Origin of the sequence: Ruegeria sp. A3M17 (assembly GCF_003318255.1) — a bacterium.
Taxonomy (GTDB): Bacteria; Pseudomonadota; Alphaproteobacteria; order Rhodobacterales; family Rhodobacteraceae; genus Ruegeria.
In genome coordinates, this window is the sequence record NZ_QOCF01000028.1 from 324,285 (window position 1) to 348,023 (window position 23,739).

Annotated in this window: 23 protein-coding genes; 10 read left to right on the forward strand and 13 right to left on the reverse strand. The window is 57.8% G+C overall.

Features of this window, described 5'->3' with window-relative positions; genetic code table 11:
• Positions 1-30 precede the first annotated feature (30 nt).
• Both DS906_RS15980 and DS906_RS15985 read left to right on the forward strand, forming a co-directional pair.
• Complete coding sequence (locus DS906_RS15980; protein WP_113791097.1) at positions 31-1,443, forward strand: pyridoxal-dependent decarboxylase; 1,413 nt, start codon at positions 31-33, stop codon at positions 1,441-1,443.
• Positions 1,444-1,458: 15 nt separating this feature from the next.
• Positions 1,459-2,229 carry an HpcH/HpaI aldolase/citrate lyase family protein gene (locus DS906_RS15985; protein ID WP_113791098.1) on the forward strand — a complete coding sequence of 257 codons (771 nt, stop codon included), beginning with the start codon at positions 1,459-1,461 and terminating at the stop codon, positions 2,227-2,229.
• 4 nt (positions 2,230-2,233) lie between these two features.
• Here DS906_RS15985 and DS906_RS15990 read toward each other — a convergent pair whose 3' ends face one another.
• Positions 2,234-3,376, reverse strand: a complete 1,143-nt coding sequence (locus tag DS906_RS15990; protein ID WP_113791099.1) for a DUF3095 domain-containing protein — start codon at positions 3,374-3,376, stop codon at positions 2,234-2,236.
• Positions 3,377-3,515: 139 nt separating this feature from the next.
• Between DS906_RS15990 and DS906_RS15995 the strand changes: the two genes are divergently transcribed.
• The 4 genes from DS906_RS15995 (at position 3,516) to DS906_RS16010 (ending at position 7,930) form a co-directional block, all read left to right on the forward strand.
• Positions 3,516-4,688: an MFS transporter gene (locus tag DS906_RS15995; RefSeq protein ID WP_113791100.1), complete on the forward strand. Its 1,173-nt coding sequence runs from the start codon at positions 3,516-3,518 to the stop codon at positions 4,686-4,688.
• A gap of 25 nt (positions 4,689-4,713) precedes the next feature.
• Positions 4,714-5,748, forward strand: coding sequence for a glycosyltransferase family 4 protein (locus DS906_RS16000; RefSeq protein ID WP_113791101.1), 1,035 nt, complete (start codon positions 4,714-4,716; stop codon positions 5,746-5,748).
• A gap of 111 nt (positions 5,749-5,859) precedes the next feature.
• Positions 5,860-6,882 (forward strand): aspartate-semialdehyde dehydrogenase, encoded by a 1,023-nt coding sequence (locus DS906_RS16005; protein WP_113791102.1) that lies wholly within the window; start codon positions 5,860-5,862, stop codon positions 6,880-6,882.
• A gap of 229 nt (positions 6,883-7,111) precedes the next feature.
• Positions 7,112-7,930, forward strand: a complete 819-nt coding sequence (locus DS906_RS16010) for a DUF2189 domain-containing protein (RefSeq protein ID WP_113791103.1) — start codon at positions 7,112-7,114, stop codon at positions 7,928-7,930.
• 48 nt (positions 7,931-7,978) lie between these two features.
• Here the strand turns inward: DS906_RS16010 and DS906_RS16015 are convergent, their stop codons facing one another.
• Positions 7,979-8,515: an SRPBCC family protein gene (locus DS906_RS16015; RefSeq protein ID WP_113791104.1), complete on the reverse strand. Its 537-nt coding sequence runs from the start codon at positions 8,513-8,515 to the stop codon at positions 7,979-7,981.
• Positions 8,516-8,619: 104 nt separating this feature from the next.
• Positions 8,620-9,270 carry a carbonic anhydrase gene (locus tag DS906_RS16020; protein ID WP_113791237.1) on the reverse strand — a complete coding sequence of 217 codons (651 nt, stop codon included), beginning with the start codon at positions 9,268-9,270 and terminating at the stop codon, positions 8,620-8,622.
• A 108-nt stretch (positions 9,271-9,378) separates the two neighbouring features.
• On the opposite strand from DS906_RS16020, the gene DS906_RS16025 reads away from it, so the two are divergent.
• The 3 genes from DS906_RS16025 to DS906_RS16035 all read left to right on the forward strand — a co-directional run bounded on the left by DS906_RS16025 (position 9,379) and on the right by DS906_RS16035 (position 11,984).
• Entirely contained in the window at positions 9,379-9,804 is a 426-nt protein-coding gene (locus tag DS906_RS16025; protein WP_113791105.1) for a hypothetical protein, read from the forward strand.
• A 63-nt stretch (positions 9,805-9,867) separates the two neighbouring features.
• The gene (locus DS906_RS16030) at positions 9,868-11,250 is read left to right on the forward strand and encodes a M17 family metallopeptidase (protein ID WP_113791238.1); all 1,383 of its coding nucleotides are present in this window, start codon (positions 9,868-9,870) and stop codon (positions 11,248-11,250) included.
• On the forward strand, positions 11,247-11,984 hold the full coding sequence (locus DS906_RS16035; protein ID WP_113791106.1) for a C40 family peptidase: 738 nt from the start codon (positions 11,247-11,249) through the stop codon (positions 11,982-11,984). Before DS906_RS16030 ends, DS906_RS16035 begins: the two co-directional genes overlap by 4 nt.
• Here the strand turns inward: DS906_RS16035 and DS906_RS16040 are convergent.
• Positions 11,981-12,331 (reverse strand): DUF2794 domain-containing protein, encoded by a 351-nt coding sequence (locus DS906_RS16040; protein WP_058275250.1) that lies wholly within the window; start codon positions 12,329-12,331, stop codon positions 11,981-11,983. The two genes, DS906_RS16035 and DS906_RS16040, sit on opposite strands and share 4 nt — an antisense overlap.
• A gap of 76 nt (positions 12,332-12,407) precedes the next feature.
• A complete protein-coding gene (locus tag DS906_RS16045; protein WP_113791107.1) occupies positions 12,408-14,072 on the reverse strand; it encodes an iron ABC transporter permease in 1,665 nt (554 codons plus the stop codon).
• Between the two features lie 197 nt (positions 14,073-14,269).
• On the opposite strand from DS906_RS16045, the gene DS906_RS16050 reads away from it, so the two are divergent.
• The gene (locus DS906_RS16050; RefSeq protein ID WP_147235286.1) at positions 14,270-14,725 is read left to right on the forward strand and encodes a hypothetical protein; all 456 of its coding nucleotides are present in this window, start codon (positions 14,270-14,272) and stop codon (positions 14,723-14,725) included.
• Positions 14,726-14,773: 48 nt separating this feature from the next.
• On the opposite strand, the gene DS906_RS16055 is transcribed toward DS906_RS16050, so the two are convergent.
• The 8 genes from DS906_RS16055 to DS906_RS16090 all read right to left on the reverse strand — a co-directional run bounded on the left by DS906_RS16055 (position 14,774) and on the right by DS906_RS16090 (position 23,474).
• Complete coding sequence (locus DS906_RS16055; protein ID WP_113791239.1) at positions 14,774-15,991, reverse strand: phenylacetate--CoA ligase family protein; 1,218 nt, start codon at positions 15,989-15,991, stop codon at positions 14,774-14,776.
• Positions 15,992-16,010: 19 nt separating this feature from the next.
• Positions 16,011-16,844: an ABC transporter ATP-binding protein gene (locus tag DS906_RS16060; RefSeq protein WP_113791109.1), complete on the reverse strand. Its 834-nt coding sequence runs from the start codon at positions 16,842-16,844 to the stop codon at positions 16,011-16,013.
• Positions 16,845-16,919: 75 nt separating this feature from the next.
• The gene (locus tag DS906_RS16065; RefSeq protein WP_113791110.1) at positions 16,920-18,200 is read right to left on the reverse strand and encodes an ABC transporter substrate-binding protein; all 1,281 of its coding nucleotides are present in this window, start codon (positions 18,198-18,200) and stop codon (positions 16,920-16,922) included.
• A 75-nt stretch (positions 18,201-18,275) separates the two neighbouring features.
• Complete coding sequence (locus DS906_RS16070; RefSeq protein WP_113791111.1) at positions 18,276-19,352, reverse strand: branched-chain amino acid ABC transporter permease; 1,077 nt, start codon at positions 19,350-19,352, stop codon at positions 18,276-18,278.
• 3 nt (positions 19,353-19,355) lie between these two features.
• Entirely contained in the window at positions 19,356-19,613 is a 258-nt protein-coding gene (locus DS906_RS16075) for a hypothetical protein (protein ID WP_113791112.1), read from the reverse strand.
• A gap of 4 nt (positions 19,614-19,617) precedes the next feature.
• Entirely contained in the window at positions 19,618-20,604 is a 987-nt protein-coding gene (locus DS906_RS16080; protein ID WP_113791113.1) for a branched-chain amino acid ABC transporter permease, read from the reverse strand.
• Positions 20,605-20,633: 29 nt separating this feature from the next.
• Positions 20,634-21,452, reverse strand: coding sequence for an ABC transporter ATP-binding protein (locus DS906_RS16085; protein ID WP_113791114.1), 819 nt, complete (start codon positions 21,450-21,452; stop codon positions 20,634-20,636).
• 78 nt (positions 21,453-21,530) lie between these two features.
• A complete protein-coding gene (locus DS906_RS16090; RefSeq protein ID WP_199528585.1) occupies positions 21,531-23,474 on the reverse strand; it encodes an AMP-binding protein in 1,944 nt (647 codons plus the stop codon).
• Positions 23,475-23,739 lie beyond the last annotated feature (265 nt).

Below are 23,739 nucleotides of genomic sequence, written 5' to 3' on the forward strand. Positions count from 1 at the left end.
CCCGGGGTTGGCAGAAATCTGAGGGTTAAGATGAAGTGGGATGAGTTTTCGGATTGGGGCAAACGAATTGCCGAGTGGACGCAGGATTACCACCTGACTGTAGGTGACAAACCCGTCCGCGCCCGGACTGAGCCAGGGGATATCCTCAATGCCCTGCCCGCGCTGCCACCCGAACACGCACAGCCACTGGAGGACGTGTTTCAGGATTTCGAACAGATCGTGATGCCGGGGATCACCCATTGGCAGCATCCAAGATTCTTTGCCTATTTCAACTCGAACGCCTCAGCCCCATCGGTCCTGGCTGAATTTCTGGCCAGCGCCATCGCACCGCAATGTATGTTGTGGCAAACGTCACCAGCTGCGACCGAGATGGAAACGCGGATGATGGACTGGTTGCGCCACGCGCTGGATCTGCCCAAGGGTTTCGCTGGCGTTATTCAGGACTCCGCCTCGTCAGCGACATTGGCTGCCGTGCTAACGATGCGGGAGAAGGCATTGCAATGGCAGGGCAATCAGCAAGGTCTGTTCGGGCAAAAGCCCCTGCGCGTCTATTGCTCGGCCGAAGTTCACACCTCGGTCGATCGCGCAATTTGGGTTGCAGGAATCGGGCAGGGCAATTTGATGCGTATCCCAATCAAGGGCGATTGGCGCGGGATGGATCCCGCAGCTCTGGAGGCCGCCATTCAGACTGATTTAGACTCTGGTTTGCATCCGGCAGGCGTCATCCTTTGCGTTGGTGGCACGGGAACGGGGGCCACCGATCCTGTGGATGAATGCCTTAAAATCGCACAGAAATATGGGCTTTATTCCCATGTGGATGCTGCATGGGCCGGATCGGCAATGATCTGCCCTGAATACCGACACTACTGGCCCGGCGTGGATCAGGCCGACAGCATCGTGTTCAACCCGCATAAATGGCTGGGTGTGCAGTTCGATTGCTGCGCGCATTTCCTGAAAGACCCCGATGATCTGGTGCAGACGCTGGCGATCAGCCCGGAATACCTCAAAACTCACGGCAAGGATGGGATCATCAACTACTCGGAATGGTCGGTGCCTCTGGGTCGCCGGTTCCGGGCGCTCAAGCTGTGGTTTGTAATACGGGCCTATGGTCTGGAAGGGCTGCGCGCGCGGCTGCGCAATCACGTGAACTGGTCCGTAGCGCTGCATGATCGGCTCGCGAGCGAGTCGGATTTTCAGATCGTCACCCAGCCCATGTGGTCTTTGTGGACGTTTCGCTATGCACCGACGGGCCAAACATATCTGGACGATTTGAACCTGCGCCTGGTGAACGCCATCAATGACGACGGCCGCATCTATTTGACGCAAACCCGCGTGGACGGCGACCTGGTGATCCGCTTTCAGGCTGGTCAGTTCGAAACCACCGAAGACGATGTACGAATGGCCTATGACGTCATAACCGAAATCGCCCGCTCACTGACATAAACAGGAGGTCCGGCCATGCCAGTCCAGAATAACAGCTTCAAACATGCTCTAATACAGGGTGAACTGCAGATCGGCTGCTGGATGAGTTTTGCGGAATCCATCACTGCCGAAATTATGGGCACCGCCGGATTCGACTGGCTGGTCATTGATGGTGAACACGCGCCGAACGATATCCGATCAATCCGTGATCAGCTTATGGCGTTGGCTGCCAGCTCCTCGCATCCGGTGGTGCGGGTTCCGGTTGGCGAAACCGCTTTGATCAAGATGGTGCTGGATGCCGGCGCGCAAACCGTTCTGGTACCGATGGTCGAAACCGCCGATCAGGCGCGACAGTTGGTTCGGGACTGCCGCTATCCCCCGACCGGCGTGCGTGGCGTTGGGGCCGGTGCGGCCCGGGCGACAATGTACGGCTCGATCCCCGAGTACATTCAATCTGCAGACGATCAAATTTGCCTTTTGGTTCAGGTGGAAAACCGCGCCGGGATGGCCGCGCTGGATGATATCCTGAAGGTCGAAGGCGTCGACGGAGTGTTCATTGGCCCTGCGGACCTGTCCACCGATATGGGATATCAGGGAAACAGCGCAGCACCCGAAGTGCGCGCTGTCATTGCGGATGCCATCACAAGGATCAAGGCCGCCGGCAAAGCGCCCGGCATTTTGGGCACCAACGACGAGGCCAGCCAAGCCTACTATGAAATGGGCGCACAGTTTCTTGCGGTCGGCATTGATGTGATGTTGCTGGCGCAGGCATCCCGGACGTTGGCGGCAAAATGGAAAGCTAAATAGCGCGTCAGGCGTACATGGTGGCGGCGGCCTGCGCGTAACCACCCGAAGCACCATCCACAAAGTGAACATGATCGTCGCGCGTCGCCGAGGGGACGATACAGGTCATCATCGCCTCGTCTTGCGCATGCAGCCCATAGCGGATCTTGCCCTGTCCGCGCGCCTGTTCAAGCATCATCCGGATTTGCGTCAACGTGGCAGCGTCACAATCCAGCGTCATTTTTAGCCCATCATCGAATTTACGGTAGTCGGCGTTGCGGCTGACCATGCGCTTGTAATGGCCGGGTTCGAAATTGCCCAACCGTTTGCCCGATGTGAACAACAGGGCGATCAAAAAGTTCTGGCCCAGCAATTTGATCCGCTGCAGCAACAAGTTGTTCCCGGCTCGTGATACGCGGGCATCCAGGCCAACATCCGGCGGCGGCCAGCTAATCGGCGGGCCATCTTCTGGTACTGGATGACCCGAACGCTCCAACTCCTCCGAAGCTGACAGAACCGAGCGGGCCAAATCCGCAAAGTCACTCTCGGTCGCATTTGCTGTGGGCTGAACCACGACCGAAACGATCTGACCATTGCGTGCCTTGCTGTTGGACCAACGGCAGGACAAACCAGTTAGGTCAGGCTGTGCACCAGGTTTGGCAGGCGGCACCGTAAAAGTACCAGCCTTCATTTGCGCCTCGGCCCAGGCCAACCCGCCACCTGAGAACATGGCATAATCTACCCCATCAGACGGCGCATAGCGCGCGACTCGCAGGTCTTTTCCTGCCTTACGAATTTCGGCAACCGGAACCAACGCCGCGCGCAGCGAGATCGAGAATTCTTCTTCCGCCCAGCGCCTGAGGTCCGCCAAAACCGCTTTGGCGGTGTCGATCTCACTTGCGGGCACGGCGAATCCGGCACCGTCGCCCCCAAAAACATAAGGGAACTCCTTGCCGTGGAGCGCGTTGATCATGGCCGAGATCACCGCCGCGCCGACCATATTTACCGTCTTGTATCGCCCTTTTGCGATCTCACCGGTGGAGTCGACGATATCAGCCACACCCAATGCCCAATCACCCGGAACAGCAGAGAAACGCGCCGGATCCACCAAACGGGTAAAGTCCCGCAACAGGGGAAGACTGTCATAGAACGCGGCCTGGGCGTCTTTCATTGGCACCTCGGATATTCGGTAAGGACAAGGATAGCCCGAATGTGATCACTGTCCGGCAAAATCAGTATAGCACACGCGCTTGTGTGTGGCACCGTGACGTGCCAAGCATTTCTTCGCCGGTTTGGGGGAGAGGGTTTTCATGAAGGCAGGTCTGGTGGTGTTGTGCCTGGGCTATGTGCTCAGCCAGTTCTTTCGCGCCTTTCTCGCGGTTCTCAGCGTTGATCTGGGGCGCGATATCGGGGCCACGCCCGAGGATCTAGCCTTTGCGTCCGGTCTTTGGTTTCTGATCTTTGCCGCCATGCAGCTGCCCGTAGGCTGGGCATTGGACCGAGTTGGACCGCGCCTGACGGCGGCGGTCTTGCTGCTGGTCGGTGGTGCCGGCGGAGCGGCAATGTTTGCCCTATCCAGCACTCCCTTTCACATCGCCATCGCCATGGGGCTGATTGGGGTCGGCTGCTCACCGGTTTTGATGGCGTCTTACTATATCTTCGCCCGTGAATTCCCACCTGCCCGCTTCGCCACTTTGGCGGCTGTCATGCTGGGCGTTGGATCCGTCGGTAATCTTGTCGCATCGTACCCTACTGCGTTGGCGGTCGAGCTGATGGGATGGCGCGCCACGATGGGGACGCTGGCCGTTTTTTCCGCCGCCATCGCGTTGGGTATCTGGTTCAGCGTGCATGATCCCAAACGTGTCGAGACCGAACACAGGGGGTCGGTGCTGGACCTGCTGAAAGAACCCGCCCTGTGGGCGATCTTGCCCCTGATGCTGGTGGCCTATGCCCCGTCGGCGGCAACGCGCGGCCTTTGGGCCGGGCCATACCTCAGCGATATCTTCGGCCTTAGCACCACCCAGATCGGGACAGCGACCCTGATCATGGGGGCGGCGATGATTGCAGGTACCTTTGCATATGGGCCGCTCGATCGAATACTGGGCACGCGAAAATGGGTGATCTTTGGCGGCAACGCGCTGGGCACAGTGGGGCTGGTTCTGATGTGCCTTTGGGTCGACAGCGCGGTTTGGCTTTCGGTTGTTCTGATGGCAGCGATCGGGTTTCTGGGGGCCAGCTTTCCGGTCATCATGGCTCATGGCCGGGCCTTTGTGCCACCGCATCTGGTTGGGCGCGGCATGACCCTACTGAATCTCTTTGGCATTGGCGGTGTAGGATTGGCGCAATTCGTCACTGGCCGCATCCATGCCGCCACGGTGGACATCAGCCCAACCGCGCCCTACACAGCGATATTCGGCTTTTTTGCGGTCACGCAGGCCATCGGCTGCGTGATTTATCTGTTCAGCCGCGACAGTGTCGACTGACGCTGGAGCTGCCAGGAGTACCCCAGTGTCAGACCCGCGCGTCATTGCCCCCAACCTCAAACGCAGACTTTCGGGCGTGACCGCAACGATTGCCCGGTTGGTGCCGTTGCAAGTGCAATGGATCGACATCGCCGCCACCGGGCCGGGCTTGCCGGATGACGTCCCGCACATACCGCTGGGCCGCCTGCCCTTTCTGTCGCGCAAAACACTGCGCGTCTGGCACGCGCGCCGCAATACCGAGATGCTGCTGGGTCTGATCCTGCGCAACGTCCTGCGGCTGCGGTTGAAGCTGCTGTTCACCAGCGCCTCGCAACGCGCGCATAGCGGCTACACCAAATGGTTGATCGACAAAATGGACGCAGTCGTCGCAACTTCTCGCAAAACCGCCGGGTATCTGGAGAGAGATGCACAAGTCATCATGCATGGCATCAACTTGCAGGATTTTACACCGCCCGAAGACAAAGCCGCAGTTCGGGCGCGGCTGGGTTTGCCAGATGGTCTATTGCTGGGCTGCTATGGCCGCATTCGTCACCAGAAGGGTACCGACGCCTTTGTCGACGCAATGATCGACCTGTGCGACCGCTTCGACAACGTCCATGGCATCGTCATGGGCCGCGCCACGGAAAAGCACACCAGCTTTCTAACCGAACTGAAGGACAAGGTCGCCAAGGCGGGCCTGTCCGACCGCATTCTGTTCATGCCCGAGGTGACCGTCGATCAGATCGCCGAATGGTATCAGGTGCTGGACCTGTTCATTGCCCCGCAACGGTGGGAAGGGTTCGGCCTGACGCCGCTGGAAGCAATGGCCTGCGGCGTGCCGGTTGTTGCCACGGATGTGGGCGCGTTCTCCGAGATCGTCACCGACCCGTCGCTGGGCCGCGTGGTCGAGCCCGGCGATATCCCCGCGCTGGCCAACGCCGCCGCCGAGATGCTGTCTGACCATGATTCCCTTGCGCGTTCTGGTGCTGTCGCCCGCGTCCATGTCGAGCAGAAATTCGACATCAATGGCGAAGCGAAGACGCTTGTGGCGCTATATGAACGTCTTTTGACCGACACCTGAGGCGATGCGCCACGTCAAATCGGTGTCATTGCGCGAAATAAACCCCGAAAACTCTTTTTTATTTGCTGCAACGCGGCTATGAACGCGCGTCCTTAACATTGGAGACATGAAATGGGCTATCGCGTCGTAGTCGTCGGCGCCACGGGTAACGTGGGCCGCGAAATGCTGAACATTCTGGCTGAACGCCAGTTCCCCGTCGATGAACTTGCTGTTCTGGCAAGCCGTCGATCGCTGGGCACCGAAGTAAGCTTTGGCGACACGACACTCACTACCAAGGATCTGGACACATTCGATTTCACCGGCTGGGACATGGCGCTGTTTGCCGTAGGTTCCGAGGCGACCAAGGTTTACGCCCCCAAAGCGGCCAAAGCCGGCTGCGTGGTGATCGATAACTCGTCGCTATACCGCTATGACCCGGACATTCCGCTGATCGTGCCGGAATGTAACCCGCAGGCAATCCACGACTACAAAAACAAGAACATCATCGCCAACCCCAACTGCTCGACCGCGCAGATGGTTGTCGCGCTGAAGCCGCTGCACGACCGCGCGCGCATCAAGCGGGTTGTCGTGTCAACCTATCAGTCGGTGTCTGGTGCCGGGAAAGAAGGCATGGACGAGCTGTGGGATCAGACCAAGGCGATCTACAACCCCACTACGGACGTGCCGCCAAACAAGTTCCAGAAGCAGATCGCCTTCAACGTCATTCCCCAGATCGACGTCTTCATGGAAGACGGCTCGACCAAGGAAGAGTGGAAGATGGTTGTTGAGACCAAAAAGATCGTCGATCCGTCGATCAAGGTTACAGCCACCTGCGTCCGCGTTCCGGTTTTCGTCGGCCACTCTGAGGCCGTGAACATCGAGTTCGAGGAATTCCTGGACGAAGACGAAGCCCGCGACATCCTGCGCGAGGCTCCGGGCATCATGGTGATCGACAAGCGCGAAGACGGCGGCTACGTCTCGCCGATCGAATGCGCGGGTGATTTTGCCACGTTCATCAGCCGTATCCGCCAAGACTCGACCGTTGAAAATGGTATCAACCTGTGGTGCGTTTCGGACAACCTGCGCAAAGGTGCAGCGCTGAATGCAGTGCAGATTGCGGAACTTCTGGGCCGTGAGGTTCTGAAGAAGGGCTAAGCCCCGACCAGAAACTGCGGATTGTATGAACCCTGCTGCGCTGTCAGTGGGGTTTATTTTTGGCGCGCAGCGGAATCTTCGCGGCCTCGAAGGGCGTCCAGAATCGCCCGGGAACCTTGCTCTTGTCCTTTAACTGATACACACTTCGATGGGCAGCAGGGGCTACTTTCGCCGCGAAGCCTGTTGTCGACCCGACAAGTACGATTCCGCCCTTTTGGAGGAGTGTGTCATGACATCCAAAACCAATGGGTCCTCGCCGCCGGACAACCTGACGCCGCAGCAGCAAGCCATGCCCGAGGTGAACACATTGACGGCGGCAGATATCAGCGCATCGCTAAAAGCCGGATTAGCCGATTTTCTGGCACGCCCAGTCATGAGCGGCTTTTTTGGCCTGTTCTATGCAATTTTTGGGATTCTGTTTGTCTGGTGCCTGGTCTGGCTTGGCAAAATCTGGATGATCATTCCCGCGGCTGTTGGCTTTCCGTTGGTTGCGCCTTTTGCTGCCGCCGGGCTTTATGAGATGTCTCGGCGGATGCAAAACAACGAGGATTTCGGATGGTCTGATATCCTCACCGTCATGGCCAACCAGCGAAAGCGTGAAATGGGCTGGATGGCCTTTGTAACCCTGTTCATTTTCTGGGTATGGACCTATCAAATACGGCTTTGGCTGGCGATCACGCTGCAAAATGCATCGTTTTCTGATTTTGACCGTTTTCTGAACATCGTCTTCTTTACGCCGCAGGGCTGGACGTTCCTTGCCATTGGTACCTGTGTGGGCGCATTTTTGTCGGCAGTCCTGTTCTCGGTAACGGTCGTCGCCATGCCAATGCTGCTGGACCGAGAGACGAACTTCATTTCTGCGATGATCACATCCATCCGGGTTGTCACCGGAAACCCAGTGGTCATGCTCAGCTGGGCAGCGTTTATCTCGGTCACGATGTTGCTGTCGATGTTACCTGCATTTCTAGGCCTGATCTTCACCCTTCCGATTCTGGGCCACACCACGTGGCATCTTTACCAAAGGGCTGTTTCCCCAGCCGAGGGGTGATCAGACCGATCAAACCCAGCCGTCGCGAAATGCATCGAAGCGCCTGATTTACCCCTGCTGCTCAACCAATGCCTTGAGGTTTGTCAGACCGCGCTCGTAATCTCCGCCGACCCACTTATCCATCATCAGGCCCATCCAGCGCGACATCGGGTTCATGCCGAGATCGGATTCGAATCCCCAGGTCACCTGAGTCTGATCACCCTCGGGCGTCAGATCGAAGGAGGCCGATGCGGACCCCATCGGGCCGAAATCAAGCGCCGTTTTGACGGTTTGATCCGGAACGCTTTCGACGATTTCCTGTGATCCCGTGCCCACCTGTGGGTGTTCAGATGTCCAGTTCAGGGTGTTGCCAACGCCCGCCTCAGGTCCGCTGTAGGACAGTTGCGTTTCAGGATCACGCGAGAGCCAGGGCGACCAATGTTCAGTTTCCTGCATCGAATTCACGTAAGGAAAGATCGCGCTGGCGGGTGCGTTGATCGTGATGCTGCGGGACAGTTCGGCCTTGCCCGGCAAAAGGTAAGACACACCAACCAGAACCAGAATAAGAACAAGCAGAGTGATGAAAATACGTTTTATGAATCGCATGACGCGCTCCTGATCGAAAGAGTGTGGTTTCGATCATAGCAAAAAATGGCGCGAAATCAGAGGCCTGATCCGCGCCATTCGAAAACTCTCAGATGTCAGCCCGTTTAGACAACCACGAATTTCTTCTCGGCCGGGTCATAACATTGCAGGCCACCTTCACCGATATCGGTCCACAGCCCATGCAAGCTCAGCGAGCCGTCATCTACCGCAGAAGAAACGAAGGGAAATGTCATCAGGTTCTCCAGCGACGCGACGACTGCCTGCCGTTCAAACTGACGCGCTTGATCGACGCTGTCTTCAACATCTGCAACCAGTTCATATTTCGGTTTCAGGATATCCATCCAGCGACCAACGAAGCTTTCTTTTGCTTCCAGCTGAGGGGCGTTACCCTTGCACATGTCGATGCAGCCTTGAACGCCACCACATTGCGAATGGCCCAGCACAATCAGATGCGCAACCTTCAGCGCCGTAACCGCGTATTCGATGGCCGCACTGGTGCCGTGGTGATCGCCATCGGGAGCATAAGGTGGCACAAGGTTGGCGATGTTGCGGTGAATAAAGAACTCGCCTTGATCGGCACCGAAGATCGATGTCACGTGGACCCGGCTGTCACAGCACGAAATCACCATCGCACGCGGGCGCTGCCCTTCGGTGGCCAGGCGGCGATACCAAACCTGGTTTTCCGAATAAGTGGTGGCTTTCCATCCGTGGTACCGCTTGACCAGATAGGTCGGCAGAGGTTTGGCTAAGTCCATTCTCATGTCCCCGTTCTTTTGTCTGTCGGCTGCTGTAACCTGAATTCGCCGAAAATTCGACCCATTTTCCAGCATCGACGCAAGGTTTTGCAAAGGATTCTACCGCCAATGTCCACCTATGCCGTGGGGGCGTTGAGAATTGGGGTAGATGTGGTGGATAAAATAGTCACGCTTGAACAAAAGGAAACCGTTCGGCTGGATACGGACCGCTTGAACGGGCTGTATCGCCAATTGGGCGACAAGAACGCATTAGATGTATTGTGCCGTACGGTCGAGGAATTGGCCGTGCGCCTGTCAAACTGCGAGCGGTTTTGGCGTCAACGCGACTGGGCCGGGCTGCGCAAATGCGCCCGGTCACTGGTGGCCATTGCCGAACAGATCGGCATGACCGCGCTGGCCCGTGTCGCCGGTGATGTGGCGCAATCTGTGGATGCCGGGGATGCGGTCGCGACGGGGGCCACCCTGTCGCGCCTGATCCGTGTAGGTGAGAAATCGCTGACCGTAATCTGGGATCAGCAGGATCTTTCCCTCTGACGGGGCTTGCGGACGGATCGTGGGCGGCTAGGCTGGGCACAAATCGAACCAGCCGAGATGTCCATGACCCTGTCCTTTGCTTCGCCGTCCGAACCCTCTGTTCCGCTGCATGTCATTTCGCAACCCAATCTTGACGATTGGTTGAAAGACCAGCCAAGCCACATTGCATCGTGGGTCGAGGCCAACGGATTCACCGGGGCCATGGGACAGGCTCTGCTGATCCCTCAATCGGATGGTGCGCCCCAAATGGCCTTGGCGGGTTACGGAAAAAGCAGCAAGCGCGCGCGCAAACGGTTCCCGCTGGCAGCGGCGGTCGAAGCCTTGCGGAAGGGAACCTATCACATAGCGTCCGGTGTGCCCGCAGATGCGCTAAGCAACGAGTGCCTGGGTTGGCTGCTCACAGGATATGCCTTTGACCGTTACGCCAATCAATCACCTGCCAAGGCGCGACTCGTTGCACCCGAAGGTGTTGATGCCGCGCGGATTGAGGCGCTGGCCAGTGCCGAGGCGCTGACCCGCGATTTGGTCAACACACCGGCCTCAGACATGGGACCGGATCAGCTGCAGGCCGCAGCCGAGGATTTGGCGCAGGAATTTGGCGCGACATGCACTACGGTTCAAGGCGACGCCCTGCTGGACCAAAATTTCCCGCTGATTCACACGGTCGGACGCGCCGCCGTGCATGCGCCGCGCCTGATCGAGATGATATGGGGCAACACCGGGCCCAAACTGACCCTTGTCGGCAAGGGTGTATGCTTTGACACTGGCGGGCTGAATCTGAAACCAGGGAATTCGATGTCTCTGATGAAAAAGGACATGGGCGGCGCGGCCAATGTGCTGGGTTTGGCGCGGATGATCATGGCACTAAAGCTGCCTGTGCAACTGCGCGTGCTGATCCCGGCGGTCGAGAACTCGGTCGCGGGGAATGCTTTCCGTCCGGGGGATATCCTGACCTCGCGCAAAGGTCTGACGGTTGAGATCAACAACACCGACGCCGAAGGGCGGCTGGTTCTGGCCGACGCATTGGCGCTGGCGGATGAGGGTGAACCTGACCTGATTATCTCGATGGCGACGCTGACCGGTGCCGCGCGAGTGGCGGTTGGCCCCGATCTGGCGCCCTTTTACACCGATGACGATGGCGCGGCAGACGCGCTGGCCAACGCTGGCGGGCAATCGGCCGACCCGGTCTGGCGGATGCCTTTCCATGAACCCTATGAGGCGATGATCGAACCCGGAATCGCCGATCTGGACAACGCGCCTTCCGGCGGATTTGCTGGCTCGATAACCGCAGCCCTGTTCCTGCGCCGCTTTGTGGGTGACAGCCGCTATATGCATTTCGACATCTATTCCTGGCAGCCCAGCAAGGCCCCCGGACGCAGCAGAGGGGGGCTGGGCCAAGGGCCGCGTGCCTTGCTGACCGCCCTGCCCGAGATTCTGAACCTATGACGGGCAAGCGCATCATAAACCCGGTTGCCGATCTGTTGCGCAGCCCGAGTGGCCCCAGGGACCGGCAGCTATTGTATGGCGACCCGGTAGATGTTGTTGACGAAACCGAAGGGTGGAGCCAAATCACCTCGGACAAGGACGGCTATCCCGGTTGGGTCAGGTCCGATCAACTGGGGCCTGAGGCGCAACAGACCCACTGGGTCACCGCACCTGCGACACATGCCTATCAACAGCCCGACATGAAAAGCCGGGACCGCGTATCGCTGAGTTTCGGCAGCAAATTATGCGTGCTGTCTGAACAGAATAGGTTTCTGGAAACAGAACTAGGGTTCATTCCAGCGATTCACGCCAAACTCAGCGCAACGCACCTGACCGATCCCGTTGCGGTGGCCGAGCTGTTTCTGGGCACACCCTATCTTTGGGGGGGAAACAGTCGCTTCGGTATTGATTGTTCCGGGTTGGTCCAGGCCGGTTTGCTGGCCTGCGGCATACCTTCCCCCGGTGATAGCGGCGTTCAGGAACGCGAACTGGGTACGGCGCTGCCCGCCGGAACGCCGGCCAAGCGCGGGGATCTGTTATTCTGGAAAGGCCACGTGGCATGGGTCTATGGCGAGAACATGCTGCTTCATGCAAACGCCTACCACATGGACGTGACGTTCGAGCCAATGGATCAGGCGATCACAAGGATTCTGGAGCAGGGCGACGGGCCCGTAACAACCCACAAAAGGCTCTAATCAAGGTCGACAGACCGGATCAGCTTGCGTTCCAACACACGCAGCACGGTGCGCAGGTCATGGCCTCGCTTCAGGATGCGCCCGTCCATGCCGATCACTGAATACATCCCCTGTTTAGACCGCAGACGAGGGTGTTTTTCGACCCGGTAGATCGGATGCTCTGCCGTGCGTCTGAAAATGGAAAAAACCGCCATATCGCGCAGGTTGGAAATGCCATAGTCACGCCATTCTCCGGCGGCGACCATCTTGCCATAGACAGACAGTATATGTGACATCTCGCGCCGGTCGAACGCGACGGGCATCTGGGCCGAGTTTGCAGAAAACCGGCTGGGAGGCTGCATGTTCATACCCTCAGCCTTGCCGGAAAACGCATTTGAATCAAGTCCGGTGCCAACAGGTGTGGTAATTTTGAATCGTTTCGTCCTACCGCCGCCCAACTTGCCGACAGATCAGAATCACCGGCAAAAGCCCAACCGCTAGGATCACAAGCGAGGGAACCGCTGCCCCCTCCAACCGTTCGTCCGAGGCGAGACGATAGGCCTGGACCGCAAGCGTATCAAAGTTGAATGGGCGCATGATCAAGGTCGCGGGCAGCTCTTTCATCACGTCCACAAATACGATCAGCAAGGCCGTCAGCAGCGAGGGTGTCAGTATTGGTAGATGCACACGTCGCAAGGTGCCCAGCGGCGATTGGCCCAAAGACCGGGACGCAGCATCCATATTGGCGTGCACTGTGCTCTGCCCACCTTCGTAAGCGCTGAGCGCTGCCGCCAGAAAGCGCACCATGTAAGCCGCCACCAGCAACCAGATCGAACCCGTCACCAGCAGACCAGTCGAGACGTCGAACGTCTGGCGCATCCACGAATCCAGCGCGTTGTCGAATCTGGCGAAGGGTACCATCAGGCCAACGGCGATCACGCCGCCGGGCACCGCATAGCCCAACCGCGCCAGATAGCCTGTGGTCGATGATCCACGACCCGGGCGAAGGCGCTGAAAGAACCCAACGCAGATCGCGGCGCATACCGTAACCACGGCGGCCACTCCTGCAAGTGTCAGCGAGTTTTGAATGAACCCGAGATATCGCCGCGACAGTAGGTTTTGTTCCGAGGTCAGGCCCATCTGGATCAGGATAAACACCGGCAGCAAGAACCCCAGCACCACTGGAATAGCGCACAAGGTTATGGCTGCTGCGGATTGCCAGCCCTTAAGCTGCGCCGAAGGCAGGGACGCATGGCTTTTGCCCGCTTGATAGTACTTTGCCTTGCCGCGCTGCGTCCGTTCGGCCACGGCCATGACCAGCGCAAAACCCAGCAGGCACAAAGCCAACTGCGCCGCACCCGCCCGGTCGCCGATCGAGAACCAGCTTGTGTAGATACCGGTGGCAAATGTCTGAACGCCGAAATAGGCGACCGTGCCAAAATCGGCGATGGTTTCCATGATCGCCAGCAGGACACCACCGGCAATGGCCGGGCGGGCCATCGGCAAAGACACGTGCCAGAACGCCAACCACGGGCTTTTGCCCAGCGCACGGGCGGCCAGAAAAGCGGTGGCGCTCTGCTGCAGAAACGCGGCCCGCGCCAGCAGGTAGACATAAGGGTAGAGCACTAGGATCAGCATCACTGCCGCGCCCTCAGTCGATCTGATTTCCGGGAACCAATAATCGCGCGGCCCCCAACCCGTCACGTCGCGCAGCGTGGTCTGCACAATACCGGGGTGATCCAGAATGAACGTATAGGCATAAGCCAGAACATAGGCCGGGAAAGCCAGCGGCAGGACCAGCGCAATTTCCAGAAAGCGCACCCCGGGAAATCGCGTCATCGTCACCAGCCACGCCGCGCCAACCCCGATAGAGAACGTGCCGATAGCCACCAGAACGACAAGGATCACGGTTGTAAGTGCATACCCGGGTAAAACCGTCTCGAACAGATGCGAGACCGTTTCCGTACCCCCCGTCACCGCTGCCAGAACAACCGCAACCATCGGCAAAAGACAAGCCGCTGCCACCATATAGGCCACAGTGGCCACCAACCGGGTGCCCAGCGCGCCGCGATTGCGTTTTCCGTGTTCTGAATAGTCGATTTCGGCCATACGGTATCTTCACTTGGTGATAAGTTGCCTTTTCGACTAAATTTGTCGGAATTGCCAGCGCCAATAGGTCAGGCATAATCTTCAGGTCCGTCAATCAGCAGCTCGTGCTGGCGCAGGAATTCCACACTTGCGATGCTTCGGATGCTCAGGTCCAGTATAGCTCAGAGCTTAGAACTGGCAGTTTGATGATATTTAGAATGCTTCTCTTTGTGTCGCTTTTTGCCTGCCAAGGTATATCCGCTGGTGCGGACACAGGCGATGACTCCGAATTTGCAACAAAATGCCTGATGCCGGGCACAACAGACTTGGAGAGTTCGACCCTGAACTGGCAAAATATCCGCTTTCTGGAAGACTTGGATTTCTGTCTGCTTTCCGTCGCCGAGAAACTGTCGGATGCCGACAAATTGATAGGTTGGATGGCAGCGAGTGGCTTCCGTATGTCGAGGCCGATTACATACTCAAGGCAAACGATGATGGCGTCCTACGGTTATGAGGGGGAGGGGGATTTAATTGGCGGCTCAATTCCGAAGGATGAATTCAAATGGGGTATCCATCCATGGAGAACCTTCCCCGCGTACAGCATGTCAGTTGGTTTAATGCTGCGCGACGGAGGTAGCCCCTTGAGTGTGAACAGCGTCCTGAATACCAAATGAACTTAAAGAATATGAGGCGCAGGACACTCCGCCTCACAAAATTTGATCTCATTCGTAAACGCGCTGATCTTCGATCACCAAACCGTCCTTCGGCAGTGATCCGGGGGTTACAACCTCGATTGCGCCTTTCAGTTTCAGCACCTCGACTACGGATTTGGCATATGCCATGTCGTCGCCTCCCGCGCTTTCGATCTGGACGGTCATCGTGTCCATCTCTCCCTGACGGGCGGCGATGACGCGGGCTTTGACGATTTCCTCGTGCTTATCGACCAGAGCGGCCACCTGTTCGGGGCGCACAAACATGCCCTTAATCTTGGTGGTCTGGTCCGCACGACCCATCCATCCCTTGATCCGCAGATTGGTCCGCCCACAGGGCGAGACACCCGGCATGATCGCAGACAGATCACCCGTGGCAAAGCGGATCAGCGGGTAATCAGGGTTCAGAGAGGTCACGACAACCTCACCCACCTCACCCGGCTCTACCGGTGTTCCGGTGCCAGGGGTGACGACCTCGATAATGACATGTTCGTCGATGATCATCCCTTCCATCGCGGCGCTCTCATAGGCGATATTGCCCAGATCGGCCGTGGCATAGCATTGCAAGCAGGAAATCCCCCGATCAACATAGTCCTGACGCAAAGATGGGAACAGCGCGCCGCCGCCCACAACAGCCTTTGAGAAGTTCAGGGTCACGCCCATCTCATCCGCCTTGTCCAGAATGACCTTCAGGTAGTCCGGCGTGCCCGCATAGGACGTGCAGCCTACATCACGCGCCGCGGTCACCTGCAATTCAGTCTGGCCGGTACCCGCTGGCAGCACAGCGGCCCCTACCGCGCGCGCGCCACTCTCAAAAATCATACCAGCTGGCGTGAGGTGATAGCCGAAACAGTTCTGCACGATATCTCCGGGTCCGACGCCGGCGGCATGCAGAAACCGCCCCATGCGCCACCAATCATGATCCGTACTGCCCGGCTCATAGATCGGGCCGGGGGACTGGAACACGTGATGGAAATGTCGGGCCGGTTTGACGGTGAACCCGCCGAACGGCGGGCGCGACGCTTGCGCCGCTGCCAAGTCCGACTTCCGAAGCACCGGCAATTTGACCAGATCGTCGGCTGAAATCACCGCGCTGGTATCCGCATCGGCTAGATGCGCAGCAAAGCCCGGAGCGGACAGGGCGCGGTCAATCTGAGTACGCAGCGCCTGCGCCTGATCGGCGGAGCGTTCGTCGGCTGATCGGGTTTCGAGAGCGTCGTAATAGGTCATCGCCAGATCCTCCATTCGCTTACAACCACCTCTTGCGGCGGCGGTAAGACCGCACGTCACGGAAGCTTTTGCGGCCTTCGTCAGACATGCCCAGATAGAACTCTTTCACATCCTGATTTTCGCGCAAATCTGCCGCCGGACCGTCCATCACGACGCGCCCCGATTCCAGAATATAGCCGTAATGCGCAAACCTTAGAGCCACATTGGTGTTCTGTTCGGCCAACAGGAAAGAAACACCTTCTTTCTCGTTCAGGTCCTTCACGATACCGAAAATCTCTTCGACCAGCTGCGGCGCAAGTCCCATCGAGGGTTCGTCCAGCAGGATCGTTTCGGGTCGGGACATCAAAGCTCGGCCCATTGCAACCATCTGTTGCTCACCACCCGAAGTGTAACCTGCCTGCGACCGGCGGCGCTCCTTCAGGCGGGGAAAATATGTGTAGACCAGTTCAAGGTCCTGCTGGATGGCGGCCTTGCCATCCTTGCGGGTATAAGCGCCCGTCAGCAGGTTTTCTTCAACCGTCAGGTGTTCAAAACAATGGCGGCCTTCCATCACCTGGATGACGCCCTTTTCCACCAGATCGGCAGGATCGCTTTCATGCACGCTGGTGCCGCGGTATTCGATCGTACCCTTGGTGACCTCACCGCGCTCGGAATGCAGCAGGTTCGACACCGCCTTGAGCGTCGTTGTCTTGCCCGCGCCATTGCCGCCCAGCAGGGCCGTGATACCGCCCTTGGGCACAGTCAGGCTGACGCCTTTCAGGACGAGGATCACGTGATTGTAGATCACCTCGATATTGTTGACCTCAAGCAGGGTTTCCGACTTGGTGTCAGTGGTTTGTGCCGCATCCAGCATCTGCGCGTGTCCTTAAGCGAGTGTGGGGTTCGGGACGGCGGTCTACCGCCGCCCCGGTTTGTTCAAAGCGCTGTATCAGCAACGCCCTTCAATGTTGTTTTCTGCTGCATAGGCCGCAGAATCTTCATCGATCAGCGCGCCGATCACTTCACCATCGGTCTGCTTGAAGTCCGAGATCAGCGTCCAGGTCTTGTTCGCTGCATCCCACTGCGTCACACCAACCAAGGCGTCACCACCGTGGTTTTCGCAGGACACCGAGAAGGTCGGACCAAAGTTCGGCAAGCCCAGTTCAGCCATCTTCGCCTCGGTCATCTCCAGTGCTTCCATGCCAGTGCGCATCTCGGCCGGAGTGATTTCCGCATTGCCCGAGATTTCCTGCGCTTTCTTGATGGCTTCAGCAGCAAGGACGGCTGCGTATAGACCACGGTTATACAGAACCGTGCCAACCTGATCGCCTGCACCGGCGGCCTTGCCTGCATCGACCACGTGCGTCTGCAGATCGTCAAAGACCGGGAAATCCGTGCCCACATTGTGGAAGGTCAGCGCCTTGTAGCCGTTGGCGGCTTCGCCCGCAGGCAGCACATCGTTTTCAGAACCGGACCACCAGATGCCGATGAAGTTTTCCATCGGGAAGCGGATGTTTGCAGCCTCTTGCACCGCAACCTGGTTCATCACGCCCCAGCCCCACATCAGGACATAGTCAGGACGATCACGACGGATTTGCAGCCACTGAGACTTCTGCTCCTGACCCGGGTGATCCACCGGCAGGGCGACCAGTTCAAAGCCGTGCTTCTTGGACAGCTCTTCCAGGGTGCGGATCGGTTCCTTGCCATAGGCCGAGTTGTGATAGACCAGCGCGATTTTCTTGCCGCTTAGATCGCCACCGTTTTCCTCAAGCAGATAATTGACCGCGCCTGAGGCCCCGTCCCAATAGTTGGCCGGATAGTTGAAGGTATGGCTGAACACGTCGCCGTTCTTGGCCGACGTCCGGCCATATCCCATCGTGTGCAGCGGAATGTCGTCTGCGGTGACTTTTGGGATCAGCTGATAAGTAATGCCTGTGGATAGCGGCTGATACACCAAAGCGCCTTCGCCCTTGGTGGATTCATAGCATTCCACACCTTTTTCGGTGTTGTAGCCGGTTTCGCATTCGACCATCCGGATCGGAACACCACCGATGCCACCATCGCGCTCATTCAGCAGGGTAAAATAGTCGTTATAGCCATCCGAGAACGGAATGCCGCCAGCGGCGTAAGGCCCGGTACGATAGCTCAGATCGGGGATCACAAGATCCGCCAGAGCGGGTCCTGCAGCCATCAGGGCGCTTAGCGCCGCGGTTGCCAATTTCAATTTCATCGGGTGTCTCCTCCCTTGGTTAGTCCGATGTTGCATTCAGGCTTGTTCCGCCCGTTTTTTCATTGGGCCGATCCCTTAGTGTGGGAACGGCCATAGTCTGAGTTTCTCTTTCGCCACACGCCAAAGCTGCGCCAGCCCATGCGGTTCCAGGATCAGGAACATGATGATCAGCGCGCCGACGATCACCAGCTGCAGATGCGCCACGATATCCGTCGGCCAGCCCAGAACGTCGACGCCCACCACTTTCAGGACCACCGGCAGCAGAACAAGGAATGCTGCACCGGCGAAAGATCCAAAAATAGACCCTAACCCGCCAATAATAATCATGAACAGCACCAGAAACGATTTCTGGATACCAAAGACTTCGCCAACCTCGACCGCGCCGAGATAGACCGCGAAGAACAGCGCGCCCGCGATACCGATGAAGAACGAGCTGACGGCAAATGCGCTCATCTTGGCCTTCAATGGGTTTACGCCGATGATCTCGGCCGCGATATCCATATCGCGGATCGCCATCCATGTCCGGCCCGTGGTACCGCGCGTCAGGTTGCGTGCGATCAGGGCGCTGAAGGCCAGAAAGATCAGGCAGAACATATATGTGGCCCAAGCAGGGGCATTCGGACCAGTGATGATGATGCCGAACACATCCCGTTCCGGCGCGTTGATCTGACCCGAGGCCGAATAGTTGTAGAACCACGGCACCCGGTTAAACAGCCACACAAGGAAGAACTGCGCCGCCAGCGTGGCCACCGCCAGATAAAACCCCTTGATCCGAAGACTTGGCAGGCCGAACAGCACACCGACAATGGCCGTTATGCCGCCAGCCAAAATGACATGGATGAACATGCTGACATCAGGGAATGAGGTCATCAGCTTGTAGCAGGCATAGGCGCCCACAGCCATGAAACCACCAGTACCCAAGGATACCTGCCCGCAATAGCCCACAAGGATGTTCAACCCGATTGCCGCAATGGCATAAATCAGAAAGGGCAACAGCAGCGCATTGGCCCAGTAGTCGTTGATGATGAACGGGATGATCCCAAACGCCACCGCCAGCACGACATAATACCGATACCGGTCGAACTTGATCGGAAAGGTCTGGCTGTCATCTGTGTAGGAGGTTTTGAAATCCCCGGCCTCACGATAAAACATGTCTTACTTTCCCCATTCTTCCTGCGCCCGGTTGCGGGCCTCGGCGTCCAGCTGCTTGGAGCCTTTTGCATATCCGCTCGCCTCTGAGGCGCGCGCAAGTTTCATGTAGGCCAGGATGCCCATGGCGAGCCCGGCAAAAGCCAGAATTGCTGCAATTACCAACTGGCCTTCGGTCAAATCGTCCGAGGTGAGCGCGATGTAGCCAAAAGCCCAGAACCCGGCCCATGCGATCACGTTGATGATGGCGATCAGCTTGGTCATGTCGCTAGACCCTCTCGATGATCTTCTCACCGAACAGACCTTGCGGCCGGAACACGAGGAAGATCAGCGCCAGTACGTACGCAAACCAGTTTTCAGTCGCTCCGCCAACCAACGGGCCAATGGCGAACTCGAACAGTTTCTCACCGACACCGATGATCAAACCACCCACGATGGCACCGGGGATCGAGGTGAACCCGCCCAACATCAGCACCGGCAGCGCCTTGAGCGCGATCAGCGACAGTGAGAACTGCACGCCCGATTTGGTACCCCACATGATGCCTGCAACCAGTGCGACAAAACCCGCAACCGACCACACCATAATCCAGATGAAGTTCAGCGAGATGCCGACCGACAAAGCCGCCTGGTGGTCATCCGCCACCGCGCGCATCGCCCGGCCCTGCTTGGTATATTGGCTGAATGCAACCAGTGCGGTCACCAGAAGCGCGGCAATCACCGTCGCCACAAGGTCCAGATTGTCGATAAAGAAGCCGTAACCGAAGATGTTGAACGTGGTCTCGTCGATCCAAAGGTTGATACCCTGCGGCAGACCGACATCCAGTTTCTTGATTTCGGATCCCCACATCAGGTCCGCCACGCCCTCAAGGAAATAGGCCAGACCGATGGTCGCCATAAACAGGATGATCGGCTCTTGCCCGACCAGATGCCGCATTACAAACCGCTGCACCGCCCAGGCCAGCAGAACCATCACTGCCATGGTCATCAGGATTGCGAGAAACGCAGGTATATTCCAGCCAAATTTGTGGGCATGCGTCCCGAAGGTCGCGTTGATCAGGTGGGCAAACGGGACCTGCCCGTTCATGATCCCCACCAGCGTCATGGCGGCAAACAGGGCCATAACCCCTTGAGCATAATTGAAAATTCCGGACGCCTTGTAGATCAGAACAAAGCCCAGCGCGACCAGAGCGTACAGCACGCCGGCCATAAGACCGTTGAGGAAAACCTCCATCGCGAAAATCAGCTGATCAGGCATGTGCGCCTCCCCTCATGTCTGTCAGTTGCTCAGTCATGGCTCACCCCCAGATAGGCGTCGATGACATCCTGATTGCTGCGCACCTCATCCGGGGTGCCGTCGCCGATTTTTTTGCCATAATCCATCACAACCACCCGGTCGCTCAGGTCCATCACAACGCCCATGTCGTGTTCGATCAGCGCGATGGTGGTGCCGAACTCATCATTCACGTCGAGGATAAAGCGGCTCATGTCCTCTTTCTCTTCAACGTTCATGCCCGCCATCGGTTCATCCAGCAGCAACAACTTGGGCTCTGCGGCCAGCGCGCGGGCCAGCTCGACCCGCTTTTTCAACCCGTAAGGCAGGCGGGAAACCGGCGTCTTGCGGATGTGCTGAATCTCAAGAAAATCAATGATTTTCTCGACCGCCTCGCGGTTTTCAACCTCTTCCGCCTCAGCCTTGCCCTTCCACATGGCCTGCTGAAAGAGGTTGGTTTTCATATAGTTCAGCCGCCCGGTCATGACGTTGTCTAGAACGCTCATGCCTTCGAAAAGAGCAATGTTCTGGAACGTCCGGGCAATACCTTGCCGCGCAACTTCATAAGGGCGCATCTGCGGACGCTTTGCCCCATGGAACCAGACCTCGCCCTCCTGCGGGATATAGAACCCGGATATCACGTTCAGCATCGAGGATTTACCGGCCCCGTTCGGACCGATGATCGCGCGGATCTCGCCTTCACGAATGTCGAATGAGATATCCTTGATCGCCACCACACCGCCAAAACGCAGGGTGATGTTCTTCATTTCCATCACCACGCCGCCGATCTTGCGGCCATCTTCGGTGACATATCCTTCGGAGCTATCCAGCATCAGTCACTCCCTGACTTGCGGTAAAACGGGACGGCGGGCGGGGCGATGACCGCAGGTCGAGCGGCGCATGACCGGCCCTCATTCCGCCGCCACCTTGTGCTGAGCAACCGGCACGACCGGTGCATCGATAATCTCAAGCGTTGCGCTGATCGAACCCTTTCGCCCGTCCTCATAAGTCACTTCGGTCGTAGTCGAGACCTGCTTGGAACCGTCATAAAGCGCGTCGATGATGTCACTGAACTTGTCCTCGACAAATCCGCGACGCACCTTCCGCGTGCGGGTCATCTCACCGTCATCCGCATCCAGTTCCTTGTGCAGAACCACAAAGCGATGCACCTGACAGCCCGACAACATCTCATCAGCGGCAACAGACTTGTTCACCTCTTCGACATGGCTACAAATCGTCTCTAACACACGAGAATTCGCTGTCAGTTCCTGATAGGACGCATAGGCCACGTTGTTGCGTTCGGCCCAGTTCCCAACGGCCGTCAGGTCGATATTGATAAACGCGACGCAGCGGTCCTTGCCGTTTCCGAACAGAACGACCTCAAGAATGTCGGGATAGAACTTCAGCTTGTTCTCGACATATTTCGGAGCAAACATCGACCCGTCGGCCATTTTGCCCACGTCCTTGGCGCGGTCGATAATCCGCAGATGGCCCGAGCTTTCCTCGATGAACCCGGCATCCCCGGTTGCAACCCAACCCTCGGCATCTTTGGTCGAGGCCGTTGAATCCGGGTTATTGTAATACTCGACGAACACACCGGGTGAGCGGTAGTGGATTTCGCCCTTGTCGTCGATCTTCAGTTCGACATCCGGGGCAGGCACACCAACGGTGTCGGCGCGCACCTCTCCATCGGGTTGAACCGTAATAAATACGGTCGCTTCGGTCTGACCATAAAGCTGTTTCAGGTTGATGCCCAAAGAGCGGTAGAAATCAAAAATCTCCGGCCCGATAGCCTCACCCGCCGTATAGCCAACGCGAAAGCGGCCATAACCCAGCGTATCTTTGAGCGGCCCATAGACCAACATATTGCCCAGCGCGTATTTCACGCGGTCGCCAAAGCCCACAGGTTTACCGTCCAGCAACAGGCCACCCACTTTCTTGGCGTGTGCCATGAAGTAGTGGAACATCCGTTGCTTCAGTTTGCCAGCGTCCTCCATCCGGATCATCACATTGGTCAGCTGAGTCTCAAAAACCCGCGGCGGAGCGAAGAAATAAGTCGGCCCGATTTCGCGCAGGTCCGTCATCATCGTGTCGGCGCTTTCGGGGCAGTTCACGCAGAAGCCGCACCAATAGGCCTGACCGATGGAAAAGATAAAATCGCCAACCCAGGCCATCGGCAGGTAAGACAGGATGTCTTCGTTCCGGTTCAAATGATCGAACTCGGCGGAGTTCTTGGCGCTTTCGATCACGTTGCGGTTCGACAGCACTACGCCCTTGGGTTTGCCCGTGGTGCCCGACGTATACAGCATGACGCAGGTCCCGTCGTATTCGATATCGGCAATCCGACGGTCCAGTTCGGCATCAAAGCGCGCGTGCCCGGCGCTGCCTTCGGCCATCAGATCGTCCAGCGCGTTCATCTGGGAGTGATCGTATTTCCGCATCCCCCGTTTGTCGGTGTAGAGGATGTGTTTGACCTGTTGCAGGTTCTCCTGAATCTCGATGACCTTGTCGACCTGTTCCTGATCACCACAGACGACGTATTTCGCACCGCAATGATCCAGAACATAGGCCATCTCTTCGGCGACTGCGTCCTGATACAGCGGAACCGGCACGGCACCCACCATCTGAGCCGCAACCATCGACCAGTAATGCGCCGGACGATTGCGCCCGATCACTGCGATGTGGTCGCCTTTTGCGACGCCAAGTTCCAGAAAGCCCAGGGCAATCGAGCGGATTTCCCTGGCCGTTTCGGCCCAGGTCCAGCATTGCCAGATTCCGAATTCCTTTTCCCGGTAGGCCGGGGCGTCCCCGAACCGGGTCGCATTGCGGTGTAGCAGCGCCGGAAGAGAGTGCATCCCTTCAGCGCCCGACTGCGTCTGAGCCAATCTCTTTCTCCTCCCCATCCGACCCCTCCTCCGGGCCGGAAACGGCTGACCCGAGGACAACCCCGGACGCCAATGCCCCGATAAGGGACGCAGGAAAGATCAGCGTCAACTTTTTCCTGATGTTTTCTCAATTCTTACGAATTGTAACAGGCGTGGAGGGGGTGTTGCGGCTGTGCGAGATGCAAAAAGAAATGCATCTCACAGCTTTTGACGCTCGGACATAAAAAGCGTGACT